The sequence below is a fragment of the Agrobacterium sp. Ap1 genome, assembly GCF_017313375.1.
GTDB lineage: Bacteria > Pseudomonadota > Alphaproteobacteria > Rhizobiales > Rhizobiaceae > Neorhizobium > Neorhizobium cellulosilyticum.
Genome location: NZ_JAFLMY010000003.1, coordinates 232,404 through 244,981, shown reverse-complemented (window position 1 = coordinate 244,981; position 12,578 = coordinate 232,404). Strand labels below are relative to the sequence as shown.

Below are 12,578 nucleotides of genomic sequence, written 5' to 3'. Positions count from 1 at the left end.
AAACTCCGGGCCTTTGCTTTTGGTGTCACGCCGGCTGCAGCTTTTCCTCCTCGCGGCCCGGCAGGGGCGGAAAGGCAAGCGCGATAAGTACTGCGGCAAGCCCGACAAGAGCGGAACCGAAAAATAGCCAGTTGTAATTATTGAAGGCATCGAAGGCCCAGCCCCCGGCAAGAGGCCCGAAAGCCATGCCTATGCTTGACAGCATCGAAGCAGCACCCAGCACCGTACCGAGAATTTTTGCGCCGAAATAATCCTGCGCCAGCACGGCATAAAGCGGCATGACGCCGCCATAGGTACCGCCGAAAATGATCGCCAGCGCGTAGAAATGCGCGAGATCGGTCGCCATCGTATAGGCGGCAATCACCAGCGCCTGGATCAGAAGACCGATTATCAGCACCGGCTTGACGCCGAACCGGTCTGCCGCAAGACCGTAGACGATGCGCCCGCCCAGGCCTGCTGCCCCCTCGACACTATAGATAGACACGGCCGCCATCGGCGCGACGCCGCAATACATCGCGTAGCTGACCATGTGGAAAATCGGCCCGGAATGAGCGGTGCAGCAGGCAAAGAAGGTGAAGGCCAGCACCAGGAATTGCGGCGAGCGAAAGACTTTTGCAATCGGCTGCCCCGCTCCTTCCGCCTGCGGCGCGTCCTCAACCCTCGCCTCATCCGGCGGGTTGCGGACCAGAAGCACGGTCGGCAGGAGAATGATCCAGGCACCGATACCGATCACCAGCATGGCCGTGCGCCAGTCGCCGAATTCGTCGATCAGAAACCGGGCGAGCGGCGAAATCGTCATCGGCGCCATGCCCATGCCGGCGGAGACAAGCGATACGGCGAGACTGCGGTGGTCATCGAACCAGTGCATGGTAAGCGAGATCATCGGTGCCATGAAGGCACTGGCAGACAGGCCGACAAGACAGCCGTAGAGGATCTGGAAGGCGAAAAGGCTCTGCGCGCGGCTGGCGAGAACCAGGGCCAGTCCGGCAAGGACCGAGCCGATCAGCACGACGATGCGCGCGCCGAACCGGTCGCTGGCCGCGCCCCACATGAAACTGCCCAGTCCCATGACGATGAAATTGACTGTCATGGCGCTGGAGATCGCCGCATGCGACCAGCCGGTCTGGCGGGCGATCGGCTCCAGGAACACTGCGAGCGAAAACATCACGCCCACCGCCACGCAGCCCATCAGGCCGCCGGCAAACACGATGACCCACCGGTAATGGCTGCTTTTCATCCTGCCCTCCTGTCGAAGTCCTCCGGCGCATGAATGCGCCACGATACACCAAGGACGTGCGGGCGGTGAGATGCCGACAGGGAGGTTTGATTATTTTCGGGAATATGCCTCGCCCAAGAAAAGGCCCCGCACGCGGCGGGGCCTTCATTGTCATGCGCTGCGGTGACGTCAGCTGCCGCTATTGGTGCGGTTGCTGCCCACATTGTGGTTCATCGACGACGTCTTGCCGTCCGGGCTCTGCCCGTAATAGGTGCCGCCAAGATGGCCGCCCGAACTGGTGTTTTCGACCTGCCGTTTGGCACGCTTGATGGCCTGTTTTACGTCACTTTTGCTCATGTCTGTCCTCCAGCTTTTGGGTTGGTGACGATGAGCCAACCCCTCAAATGCAAAACCGTTCCGATATTTTATCGTCGATGATGAACAGGCCACTTGACTAGAAAGTGCTTCGCGCCTATTTGGAAACGATCATTTCCTAATTGGATTTTGCCATGAGCATCGACATCAGCCCCAATCCCGGCCGCAGCGCCGGCCGGCCGCGTGAATTCGATATCGACGATGCGCTCGACAAGGCGATCACCGTGTTCAGCGAACAGGGCTATCACGGCACATCCATCTCAGACCTGCGCGATGCGATGGGGCTGACGGCCGGAAGTTTGTACAAGGCATTCAAGGACAAGCATGCGATCTTCCTTGCCAGCTTCGACCGCTACAAGCAGGTGCGCAACGCGCTTCTCGACGAGGAGCTGGAGAAAGCCGAGAACGGGCGGGACGGCGTTTACCGCATGCTCGTGTTTTATGCCGAGGGCGCCCACGGCGACGGCGGTCGACGCGGCTGCCTGGCTGTCGGGACGGCCGTCGAACTGGCGATCTTCGACGACGAGGCGGCACGACGTGTCGAGCGTTCGATGGATCGTTTCGAGACTACGTTCGAGGCGCTGATCCGAAGGGGCCAGGAGGATGGCTCCATCAACCGCTCCATCGAACCCAATGCCACGGCGCGGCTGCTTCTGTCCGTCGTTCAGGGGCTTCGCGTTCTGGGCAAGACCAGCCCCAGCCGCGAGCAAACCTTTTCCGTAGTCGATGTGGCGATGAAGCTGCTCGACTGAAAAATACAAGAGACTGTTCAAGGATACCCCAATGACCAGCACGTCCGCGGCGATTGAAACGCCGGCACACCATGGCCGGATGACCGCCGGCCTCACATTCGTCATGGCCGCAGCCTGTGGCCTGATCGTCGCCAATCTCTATTACGCCCAGCCGCTTGCGGGCCCGATCGCCGCGGCAATCGGCCTTCCGCCGCATCTGACCGGCCTGATCGTGACGCTGACCCAGATCGGCTACGGCCTCGGCCTGCTGTTCATCGTACCGCTGGGCGATCTTCTCGAAAACCGCCGGCTGATCCTGATCATGATCGCAGCAACCGCGATCTCGCTCGTCGGCGCAGGCCTTTCGAGCGCCGCCCTACCCTTCCTGCTGGCATCGCTCGCAATCGGGCTCACTTCCTCTGCGGTACAGATGATCGTTCCCTTTGCCGCAAGCCTGACGCCGGAAGAACATCGCGGCCGGGTCGTCGGTAACGTCGTCAGCGGCCTGATGATAGGCATCATGATGGCGCGACCGATCGCAAGCTTCGTCACCGGCCTCACCAACTGGCATGTGATCTTCTTCGCCTCGGCTGCCGTCATGGTCGTGCTCGGCTTTATCCTGGCCGCCCGCCTGCCCAAGCGCACGCCGCACACGCAGCTTTCCTATGGCGGCCTGCTTGCCTCACTTGGCACCCTTTACGCCACCCAGCCGATATTGCGCCGCCGCGCCTTCTACCAGTTCTGCCAGTTTGCCGCCTTCAGCCTGTTCTGGACAGTCACGCCGCTGGTTCTGGCCAGTTCCGCCTTCAATCTCGGCCAGACGGGCATCGCACTCTTTGCACTTGTCGGCGTTGCCGGCGCTATCGCCTCGCCGATCGCCGGTCGCCTTGCCGACAAAAATCTAAGTCGCCCGGCGACCGCGCTCGGTATTATCTCGGTAGGCATCGCCTTCGTGATGACTCATCTGTTCTCTGATGGCACCACGGCAGCGCTCGTCGTTCTGGCGATAGCAGCGATTCTGCTCGATTTCGGTGTCGCCATGACGCTCGTCATCAGCCAGCGGGCGATCTACACGCTTGGTGCAGACCTGCGTTCGCGGCTCAACGGCCTGTTCATGGCGACGTTCTTCGTCGGCGGGGCACTCGGCTCGGCTATCGGTGCCTGGGCATTTGCCGAGGGCGGCTGGCTGCTCGCCTCGACGATCGGCGTTTCGCTTTCGGTCGTCGCCTTCGTTTATTTCCTGACCGAACGGAAGCCGCATCACCACAACCTGCATCCCAAGGACTGATGCCGCACGTTTCTGTGGCCCGCCTGTCGGCGGGCCGCAAAACATGCCGTGAAACGACCTCGATCATGTTCAAGGTCGAACGTCCGGCGATGATCGCTCATCGGTAACCCCGTTCTTCAACCAGCGAGGTTACCCAATGAGACTGAAATCTCTCCTCATCGCCCTTTCCCTGTGCACGGCAGCAACCGCTGCCATTGCCGCTGAACCCATCGGCGTTCGCAAGATCAGCGTCGTCACCCAGGACTATCCGCGGCCGCTTGCGGTCACCATCTGGTACCCGTCGAAAGGCGACGGGCAGGTGGACAAGCCGAACTACGACAGGATTTTCGATACGGGTTCCGCCGCCGCAAATGCGACGATCCGCGAAGGCCGCTTTCCGCTTGTGCTTCTCTCCCACGGTTCGGGTTCGCGTGCCGAAGGCATGGGCTGGATTGCCATAGAACTGGCCAAGGCCGGCTACATTGTCGCCGGACCGAACCATCCCGGCACGACAAGCGGCGATTCCACACCGGCTGCCACACCGAAGATCTGGGAGCGCACCCAGGATATTTCGGTCCTGATCGGCGCGCTGACGACAGATGCCCGCTGGCGGGCGTCCATAGATCAGAAACGTATCGGCATTCTCGGCTTCTCTCTCGGCGGGTCCACGGCAATGGAACTGGCCGGAGCCAAAGGCGATCTTTCGGCCTACACGCGCTATTGCGACGAAAACCCCGGCATGATGGATTGCAGCTGGTTTGCCGGCGGTCGCGGTTATGCAGGCGGCGAGCAGGTGGATGTGGCACCCTTCAAGCTTGCCGAGATCGACAGGATACGTTTCGAACAGCAGAACCGCGATGCAAGGATCACTTCCGTTATCGCGGTCGATCCAGGCCTTGCCACCACGTTCCAGAAGACAAGCCTTGCAGGCATCGACGTGCCGGTAACGCTGATTAATCTCGGCAGCCCCGGCCAGGTGCCGATGGCCGTACTTTCCGACCAGCTGGCGAAGGATATTCCCGGCGCGTCTTACCTGCAGGTGGAGGATGCCGACCACTTCAGCTTCCTGCCGGTCTGCAAGCCAGGCGCTTCGGATTTCCTCAAATCCGTCGGCGAAACCGACCCGATCTGCGAGGAAACAAAGCGTCCGCGGGCAGACATCCATGCGGAGCTTGGCCGGCTTATCGTCGAGGCTTTCGGCAGGACGCTGCAGCCGGCAATTGAGACAATGGAAGGCCGGGATCACCGGCCTTCCTTCATCCGATCCGCTTGTAGAAGATCGTCGTGTCGCAAAAGCCGCCCTGCGGCCATAGCGCATAATCGGGAATGACGCCGACGCGCTGCCAGCCGAAGCGCGGATAGATTTTTTCCGCTTCGCTGCCGGTCGCGGTGTCGAGAACCAGAAGCGAGCGGCCGCGGCGGGCTGCCTCTTCTTCCACCGCCGCCATCAGCCTGCGCGACAGGCCAAGTCCGCGGCCGGAGCGATGCACGAGCAGCTTCATCAGATCACCGCGATGCGGCTGGTTGGGTTTCGAAGCGAGCCCAACCTGGACCGTGCCGATCACCCGCCCGTCGATTTCAGCCACACCGAGAATGATGCCGCCCTTTTCCACCTCGGTGGCGATATCACTCCAATAGGCCTCTCCATCCTGCGGCTGAAACGGCAGCATGAAACCCAGCGAGGCGCCGCCATTGATGCAGTCGGATAGCACCTCGCAGAGGTCCGGAATGGCGGCACGCGCGCTTTTCGCATCGAAGATGCGGATCGTGGCAGTCATTGATGTTCCCTTTGTTATTTAGCGTCCGCGGTTCAGGATCACCGCGTAACGGGCAGGCTTGTCGGATGGATTGTAGAAGTCGAAGGCGTCGCCAATATCCATGAACAGGCAGTCGCCCGGCTGCAGCCGATGGGTGGCGTCGGGTAGCACCATCTCGAGCATGCCTTCGAACAGCCAGACATGCTGGGTCATGACCCGGCTTTCCTCCCGCGGCGGAAAACTGACCCTGGCGCCGGCCGGAAACTCGATCTCGACGATATCGACCGGGCTTGGCATGCCTGGAGGCGAAACCGAGCGACGCAGATATCCGGTCGTCGGGTCTCGCCACAGCCGCTGTTCCGCTCGCCTCGACAAGGGCGAAGACGACGGTTCTTCCGGTGCAAAGAAAGCCGAGAGCGTCAAGCCAAGCCCTTCGCACAGCCGCGCCAGAAGGGCCGCCGTCGGGCTTGCCTCGGCGCGCTCGATACGGGAGATCATCGCGCGGCTGACACCGGAGCGATCCGCCAGTTGATCGAGCGTCAGACCTGAGCTGGCGCGCAGGCTTTTCAGCCGCTCGCCGATTGCGATTTCCAGTTCACCATCCGAATTTTCCATTATCAGAGAATTTCACTCTCCTATCATGGAGTCAAGGATTTTGACGTTCCGTCGGAAAATTCGCCGCGGTGGCGTTTGTACGATAGCGAAACCACTGCGCGATAGGATAAGCAGGCCGGGTAGATGGCGCAAAGCATAGTGGCTTTTGGAGAATTTGCATGACGGCTCAGGCGCAGGTCAGAGTTTCGCCCCTCTCCATCGCGAGCATCATCCTATCGATGACGATTGCCGCCATCGGCAGTGGCATTATGGCCACTTACGTCCCCTTCGTGCTGACCCAGAGCGGCGAGACATGGGCAGCGCGGCTTGCCGTGCCCGCTCTCGCCTTTGGCGGCCTGCTCGGCTGCGTGCTTGCCGGACCGCTGATCCGTCGTGTCGGCCACGCGCGCCTCTTCGCCTGCTCGATGTCGATGGTCATTATCGGCGCGGTTCTGGTTGCAGCCGACCTGCCGGCCGCCTGGTGGATCCTCGCGCGAGCGATCTATGGCGCGGCTTCCAACGTCAATTTCATCATCGCCCAGAGCTGGCTCAACCACGCCGCCTCCAACGAATGGCGCGGAAGGGCGATGTCCTTCTTCTATATGGCCTTTGTGCTTGCGCTCGGCGGCGGCGCATGGCTGTTCGGGCAGGTGCCGGCGGACAGCAATCTTGCACCGCTCATCGTCGTTTTCGTCACCGCGCTCTCCATCCTGCCGATCGGGCTTACTCGCCTGCCGAACCCGCCTGCACCGGCGAGCGTCAGCGTGAATGTCAGGATGGCGTGGAAGATCTCGCCGGTCGGCCTTGTCGGCGTGCTCGCCTCGGGCGGGCTTTCGATGGTCGTGCAGGGCTTTACCCCGATCTACGCGACGCTCAACGGTGTGACGCAAGGCGAGGTGGCGCTGTTGATGCTGGTGATGCAGACCGGGCTTTTGTTCGTGCAATATCCTCTCGGCATCATTTCCGACCGGCTCGACCGCCGCGTCGTGTTGCTCTTCACTTGCGGGCTGATCGTTGTTGCGGGTTTTGCGGCGCTGATGGTGTCGTTTACCACTTTCGTGCTCCTGATGATCGTCTTCCTCGTTTTCGGCGGGGCGGTGGAAACCGTATATTCGGTTGCCAATGCGCATGCGAATGACCGCGCCGATCCGGGCGATTTCGTGCCGCTCTCCTCCACCCTTCTGGTTGCATGGTCGACGGCTGCCACGATCGTGCCGCTGGGCATCACCTTCCTTGCTCCGGTCCTTGGCCAGCAGACATTCATCTATGCGATCATACTCGTGGCGACCGCCTATGGCCTCTATATCGTCTTCCGCCTGAAGGAACGCGGACCGGCACCGGAAGACGAACGCGAAAGCCACGAGATGCGAAGCGCGCAGATGCCGAACGCCGCGACCATGACGGAACCGGGGGCTGCAGAGGCTCAGGCGGAAGCCAAGGCGCAGGCCCTGGAGGGCTGATAGTCAACAAACGGTTATCTTCCCCCTTTGCGGCGGGGATTGTCACTGATATATGCGCGAACCATGAGCACCAATTCCCGCACGCCGCTTGACCATATCCGCAACTTCTCGATCGTGGCCCATATCGACCACGGCAAGTCGACCCTGGCCGACCGTCTGATCCAGACGACCGGCGGCCTTGCCGAACGCGACATGTCGGAACAGGTTCTCGACTCGATGGATATCGAGCGCGAACGCGGCATCACCATCAAGGCCCAGACCGTCCGCCTGCATTACAAGGCGAACAATGGCGAGACCTATATCCTCAATCTGATCGACACGCCCGGCCATGTCGACTTCGCCTATGAAGTCTCGCGTTCGCTCAGCGCCTGCGAAGGTTCGCTGCTCGTCGTCGACGCCTCCCAGGGCGTCGAAGCGCAGACGCTGGCCAACGTCTATCAAGCGATCGACAACAATCACGAGATCGTCACCGTCCTCAACAAGATCGACCTTCCCGCGGCCGAACCGGATCGGATCAAGGAACAGATCGAGGAAGTGATCGGCATCGATGCCTCCCAAGCCGTGCTGATCTCGGCCAAGACCGGCCTCGGCATTCCCGACGTTCTCGAAGCAATCGTCCACCAGCTGCCGCCGCCGAAAAGCGAAGCCGGCGACAAGGGCCCGCTGAAGGCCCTGCTGGTCGACAGCTGGTATGACACCTATCTCGGCGTCATGGTTCTGGTGCGTATCCTCGACGGCGTACTCTCCAAGGGCCAGACCATCCGGATGATGGGCACGGACGCAAAATACCAGGTCGAACGCGTCGGCGTGCTGACGCCGAAGATGCTGGCCGTCGACTCACTCGGTCCGGGCGAAATCGGTTTCTTCACCGGCTCGATCAAGGAAGTTGCCGATACCCGCGTCGGCGATACCATTACCGAAGACAAGAAGCCGACGGCGAAGGCACTGCCGGGCTTCAAGCCGGCCCAGCCGGTGGTGTTCTGCGGTCTCTTCCCGGTCGATGCCGCTGATTTCGAAGACCTGCGCGCGGCGATGGGCAAGCTTCGCCTCAACGATGCGTCGTTCTCGTTCGAAATGGAATCGTCTGCCGCTCTCGGTTTCGGTTTCCGCTGCGGCTTCCTCGGCCTGCTGCATCTGGAAATCATCCAGGAGCGCCTCGAGCGCGAGTTCGACCTCGACCTGATCGCAACCGCTCCTTCGGTCGTCTATCATCTTCACATGACGGATGGCTCGATGAAGGAGCTGCACAATCCGGCCGACATGCCGGATGTGGTCAAGATCGCGTCGATCGAGGAGCCGTGGATCAAGGCAACGATCCTGACACCGGACGATTATCTAGGCGGCATCCTGAAGCTTTGCCAGGACCGCCGCGGCATCCAGACCGAACTGACCTATGTCGGCAAGCGCGCCATGCTGAGCTATGAGCTTCCGCTCAATGAAGTGGTGTTCGACTTCTACGACCGCTTGAAGTCTATATCCAAGGGTTATGCGTCGTTCGATTACCATCTGCACGGCTATCGCGAAGGCAATCTCGTGAAGATGTCGATCATGGTCAATGGCGAGCCAGTCGATGCGCTTTCCATGCTCGTTCACCGTTCGGCGGCGGAAAAGCGCGGCCGCGACATGTGCGAGAAGCTCAAGGATCTGATCCCGCGGCACATGTTCAAGATTCCGATCCAGGCAGCAATCGGCGGCAACGTGATTGCCCGCGAGACGATCTCGGCGATGCGCAAAGACGTGACGGCCAAGTGTTACGGTGGCGACGCCACCCGTAAGCGTAAACTTCTGGACAAACAGAAGGAAGGCAAGAAGCGGATGCGCCAGTTCGGCAAGGTCGATATCCCGCAGGAAGCGTTTATCGCAGCGCTGAAGATGAAGGACGACTGATCACATCTCGACTTTCAAAAAATGCCGCCCCCGAGGGCGGCATTTTTTATTGGGAGCACGGCAACTTCACTCAGCTGCCGCCCTGATTGCCGCGCTCGCACGCGCCTTGCGGGCGATGCTTTCGGCAAACAATGGGGTTTCGCGATGATTATGGTCGCCGCCGGCCGCCTGTCGCGCAGCTGCGGCCTGCTCGAATGTCTGACCGTGCTTTGCAATGAAATCCATGAACATATCAGTCGGATGGCAGGTGACGCGGTTGGTGTAGCGGGTGCGGTTGCCGTCAATCGCTTCAGCGATCAGTTCCCAGATGACATTGACCTGCGTGCGCTCACCCAATGGCGTGAAGACGTCCGAAATCGAATTCATCCGGCAATAGGAGGGCGTTGCCTCGTCCGCGACATAGTGCTGGACGACCAGACCAGTGCCGATCATCTCGACATTGATCGACATCCGGCGTCCGTCATCGGTGAAGGTCGCTCCCGCAGCAATGTGGTCGGGCGGGCAGCAGCGCTGGTACTCAGCCTCCGGCAGATTGAAGAGCCAGTCGGCGATATCGACCTCATCGAGAGGAATGTCGATATCGTGGGAATAAGCGGATTGGGAAAGGATCTTGTCGGCCAGAATTTTCATCGTGGTTTCCTTCAATCTGTCTGTCTCCGCAGGCTCACTGCAATCCGCATGTCGAGCGGAAGAAGAAGACCGACCGGAGAGGTTTGGATGAGCAAAATTCCTGTTCTGCTCGTGAAGAAAGCTCTCACCTGCTCGCCCGGACCTCAATCATACATGGGGCTCTCGATGCTATCCTTGAGTTTATCCGCCATGCTCTGCGGTATGACGGATGATCGTTTTTGATCGCGCCGTGCGGAATTGCCGCCACTGGGGGTCAAATTCAGCAGAAATGCCTTCTTGATCGCCCCAATCCGACTGGCTAGGAGTCGACACACTCAACCTCCGCCATTCAGGACCGCATCCCGTGCCCAACTTCCCCTTTTCCGAAAGCGATCCGATCCAGTTTCATGGCCCCCTCCCGAAACGTTCGGATGTGGTGATCATCGGCGGCGGCGTGATCGGGGTCACGACGGCGCTTTATCTGGCGGAAAAGGGTGTTTCAATCACGCTTGTCGAAAAGGGGCGGATCGCGGCGGAACAGTCGTCGCGGAACTGGGGCTGGATCCGCCAGCAGGGGCGCGATGCGGACGAGCTGCCGATCGTCATAGAAGCCTGCCGGGTGTGGAAGCAGCTTGCGGAAGAATGCGGCGAGGATATTGGTCTCGCGCAGACCGGCGTAACCTACCTTGCCAATTCGGCCAAGCAGATGGCCGAGTTCGACGACTTCATCAAGATCGCCGCCCGGCACGATGTCGATACGCGACTGTTGAGTTCGGCCGAAACGGCGACGCTCATCCCCAGCATGGCGCGCAAGTTCCATGGGGCGATGACGACCCCTTCGGACATGCGGGCGGAACCCTGGCTTGCCGTGCCGGCCCTTGCGCGGCTTGCGGCACGCAAGGGCGCCACGATCGTCGAAAACTGCGCCGCCCGCAGCCTCGACATTTCCGCTGGCCGGATCAGCGGCGTGTGGACCGAGACCGGATTGATCGAAACCTCCAGCGTATTGGTCGCCGGCGGCGCATGGTCGTCACTGCTGCTGCGCCTGCATGGCGTGTCCATCCCGCAGCTCAGCGTTCGCTCCACGGTCGCAGCCACCGAACCGATGCCTGAGGTTCACGCGGGAGCTGCGGTCGATAGTGACGTCGCCTTCCGTCGTCGGCAGGATGGCGGTTATACGCTGGCGCCCGGTAGCGGCAGCGCGCTCTATGTCGGGCCGGACGCTTTCCGCCACGCGGTGAAATATCTGCCCGCACTGCTCGATAACCCTTTCGGCCTTCGCTATCTGCCAGCTGCACCCTCACGCTTTCCCGATGCATGGTCGACGCGCAGAACATGGACGGCCGACGAAACCAGCCCGTTCGAGCGGATGCGCATCCTCAACCCCGCTCCCTCGCAAAAGGGGTTGCGTTCGGTGCAACGCGAGTTCGCCCGACTTTTCCCCGATCTTGGCCCGGTGCGCCTGAAAACCGCATGGGCGGGAATGATCGATGCGATGCCGGATGTCGTGCCGGTGGTCGATCGCGTCGAGGCGATCGGCGGCCTGTTCGTCGCAACCGGCATGAGCGGCCATGGCTTCGGTATCGGGCCCGGCATCGGCCGCGTTGTTGCCGATCTCATAAAGGGCCATGCCGTTGGACATGATCTAAGCCGGTTCCGGCTGTCGCGCTTCTCCGATGGTAGCGCGATCAAGCTGGGGCCGGCGCTTTAGAAGGACAATTGCTTCACAAGCTCGAAAAGTCTTGCGACGGCCGGGTTTTTCGATGCCGTGGGAGCGCAGAGCACGACGTCAAATTCAGGCGGATCGATCAGCGGGCGGGAGACGATGGTTTCGCCGAGATCGCTGCAGAGCGATTGCGGGATCAGAGCAACGCCCAAGCCTTCCCCCACCAGCCTTATGATCGTGTGCTGCAGGCGTGGCTCCAGCGCGAAATGCGGAACAATACCGCCTGCTGCGCAATAGGCTCCGATTGCCGAACGCAATGTCGGCACCACCGATGCTGGAGCGGCGATCAGCCTTTCCGACGCCAAGGCCTGAGCCCCCACCTTTTCAGCTGAGGCCAGCGGGTGATCAGCGTGGACGATCAGGCGAAGCCGATCACGCGCAAGGAGCCGGGTCCGAAGATGCGGCGCCGTCGGATTTCCAAGAGTGACTGCGGCATCCAGCCGCGCTTCCAACAGAAGCTCATCAATATCGCTCGGCAACCTTTCTTCGAGAACGAGACGCACATCCGGTGCAGCATCGGATAGCAGGCGCACAAGTTTCGGCACGATGCCCTGCGCCGCATACATGGTGAAACCCAGTTTCAACTCCCCCTTGGCACCGTTCGCGACAAGCTGTACGTCGCGGCACGCCGCCTCGAACCCGGCCAGTACTGATCGGCAATCATTGAGGAAATGCTTGCCCGCCGTCGTCAGCACGACATTGCGGGAATTACGTTCGAACAGCCGGACGCCGAGCGCCTTTTCAATCGCCGCAATCTGCCGGCTGAAGGGCGGCTGGCTCATGTTCATACGGGCTGCTGCCTGGCCGAAATGAAGGGTCTCCGCCAGTGCAACGAAATAGCGCATATGGCGCGTATCCATTTGATACCTCCAGAGTATCAATTTGACACTTCAATGACATTGGATTATATCGATCAATAGCGTTAGGCAAGGGGCAGCAATAATTCGAGCCTGCCG

The 12,578-nt window shown here is 60.9% G+C and carries 12 protein-coding genes; 6 read left to right on the top strand and 6 right to left on the bottom strand.

What is annotated here, in order from left to right; genetic code table 11:
- Positions 1–25: 25 nt before the first annotated feature.
- Both JZX87_RS07390 and JZX87_RS07385 read right to left on the bottom strand, forming a co-directional pair.
- Entirely contained in the window at positions 26–1,237 is a 1,212-nt protein-coding gene (locus JZX87_RS07390) for an MFS transporter (RefSeq protein ID WP_206824927.1), read from the bottom strand.
- A 168-nt stretch (positions 1,238–1,405) separates the two neighbouring features.
- Positions 1,406–1,573: a hypothetical protein gene (locus JZX87_RS07385; protein ID WP_183684920.1), complete on the bottom strand. Its 168-nt coding sequence runs from the start codon at positions 1,571–1,573 to the stop codon at positions 1,406–1,408.
- Between the two features lie 152 nt (positions 1,574–1,725).
- Between JZX87_RS07385 and JZX87_RS07380 the strand changes: the two genes are divergently transcribed.
- The 3 genes from JZX87_RS07380 (at position 1,726) to JZX87_RS07370 (ending at position 4,919) form a co-directional block, all read left to right on the top strand.
- Positions 1,726–2,343, top strand: coding sequence for a TetR/AcrR family transcriptional regulator (locus JZX87_RS07380; protein ID WP_206824925.1), 618 nt, complete (start codon positions 1,726–1,728; stop codon positions 2,341–2,343).
- A 31-nt stretch (positions 2,344–2,374) separates the two neighbouring features.
- Complete coding sequence (locus JZX87_RS07375; protein WP_206824923.1) at positions 2,375–3,610, top strand: MFS transporter; 1,236 nt, start codon at positions 2,375–2,377, stop codon at positions 3,608–3,610.
- 136 nt (positions 3,611–3,746) lie between these two features.
- Positions 3,747–4,919, top strand: coding sequence for an alpha/beta hydrolase family protein (locus JZX87_RS07370; RefSeq protein WP_286194213.1), 1,173 nt, complete (start codon positions 3,747–3,749; stop codon positions 4,917–4,919).
- Here JZX87_RS07370 and JZX87_RS07365 read toward each other — a convergent pair.
- On the bottom strand, positions 4,846–5,367 hold the full coding sequence (locus JZX87_RS07365; RefSeq protein ID WP_206824921.1) for a GNAT family N-acetyltransferase: 522 nt from the start codon (positions 5,365–5,367) through the stop codon (positions 4,846–4,848). The two genes, JZX87_RS07370 and JZX87_RS07365, sit on opposite strands and share 74 nt — an antisense overlap.
- A gap of 18 nt (positions 5,368–5,385) precedes the next feature.
- Positions 5,386–5,964 carry a helix-turn-helix domain-containing protein gene (locus JZX87_RS07360; protein WP_206825119.1) on the bottom strand — a complete coding sequence of 193 codons (579 nt, stop codon included), beginning with the start codon at positions 5,962–5,964 and terminating at the stop codon, positions 5,386–5,388.
- Positions 5,965–6,119: 155 nt separating this feature from the next.
- Between JZX87_RS07360 and JZX87_RS07355 the strand changes: the two genes are divergently transcribed.
- Positions 6,120–7,400 carry an MFS transporter gene (locus JZX87_RS07355; protein ID WP_206824919.1) on the top strand — a complete coding sequence of 427 codons (1,281 nt, stop codon included), beginning with the start codon at positions 6,120–6,122 and terminating at the stop codon, positions 7,398–7,400.
- Between the two features lie 63 nt (positions 7,401–7,463).
- Positions 7,464–9,287: a translation elongation factor 4 gene (gene lepA / locus JZX87_RS07350; RefSeq protein ID WP_183823725.1), complete on the top strand. Its 1,824-nt coding sequence runs from the start codon at positions 7,464–7,466 to the stop codon at positions 9,285–9,287.
- 66 nt (positions 9,288–9,353) lie between these two features.
- On the opposite strand, the gene JZX87_RS07345 is transcribed toward lepA, so the two are convergent.
- A complete protein-coding gene (locus JZX87_RS07345; RefSeq protein ID WP_206824917.1) occupies positions 9,354–9,917 on the bottom strand; it encodes a hypothetical protein in 564 nt (187 codons plus the stop codon).
- A gap of 343 nt (positions 9,918–10,260) precedes the next feature.
- On the opposite strand from JZX87_RS07345, the gene JZX87_RS07340 reads away from it, so the two are divergent.
- Complete coding sequence (locus JZX87_RS07340; protein WP_206824915.1) at positions 10,261–11,607, top strand: NAD(P)/FAD-dependent oxidoreductase; 1,347 nt, start codon at positions 10,261–10,263, stop codon at positions 11,605–11,607.
- Here the strand turns inward: JZX87_RS07340 and JZX87_RS07335 are convergent.
- Positions 11,604–12,482 carry a LysR family transcriptional regulator gene (locus JZX87_RS07335; RefSeq protein ID WP_206824913.1) on the bottom strand — a complete coding sequence of 293 codons (879 nt, stop codon included), beginning with the start codon at positions 12,480–12,482 and terminating at the stop codon, positions 11,604–11,606. The two genes, JZX87_RS07340 and JZX87_RS07335, sit on opposite strands and share 4 nt — an antisense overlap.
- Between the last annotated feature and the right edge of the window lie 96 nt (positions 12,483–12,578).

Bases quoted from the DNA above. Each gene is read 5' to 3' on its own strand.
- JZX87_RS07370 (WP_286194213.1), top strand. From the start codon at position 3,747: ATGAGACTGAAATCTCTCCTCATCGCCCTTTCCCTGTGCACGGCAGCA.
- JZX87_RS07375 (WP_206824923.1), top strand. From the start codon at position 2,375: ATGACCAGCACGTCCGCGGCGATTGAAACGCCGGCACACCATGGCCGG.
- JZX87_RS07390 (WP_206824927.1), bottom strand. From the start codon at position 1,237: ATGAAAAGCAGCCATTACCGGTGGGTCATCGTGTTTGCCGGCGGCCTG.
- JZX87_RS07335 (WP_206824913.1), bottom strand. From the start codon at position 12,482: ATGGATACGCGCCATATGCGCTATTTCGTTGCACTGGCGGAGACCCTT.
- JZX87_RS07365 (WP_206824921.1), bottom strand. From the start codon at position 5,367: ATGACTGCCACGATCCGCATCTTCGATGCGAAAAGCGCGCGTGCCGCC.
- JZX87_RS07380 (WP_206824925.1), top strand. From the start codon at position 1,726: ATGAGCATCGACATCAGCCCCAATCCCGGCCGCAGCGCCGGCCGGCCG.
- JZX87_RS07385 (WP_183684920.1), bottom strand. From the start codon at position 1,573: ATGAGCAAAAGTGACGTAAAACAGGCCATCAAGCGTGCCAAACGGCAG.
- JZX87_RS07355 (WP_206824919.1), top strand. From the start codon at position 6,120: ATGACGGCTCAGGCGCAGGTCAGAGTTTCGCCCCTCTCCATCGCGAGC.
- JZX87_RS07345 (WP_206824917.1), bottom strand. From the start codon at position 9,917: ATGAAAATTCTGGCCGACAAGATCCTTTCCCAATCCGCTTATTCCCAC.
- lepA (WP_183823725.1), top strand. From the start codon at position 7,464: ATGAGCACCAATTCCCGCACGCCGCTTGACCATATCCGCAACTTCTCG.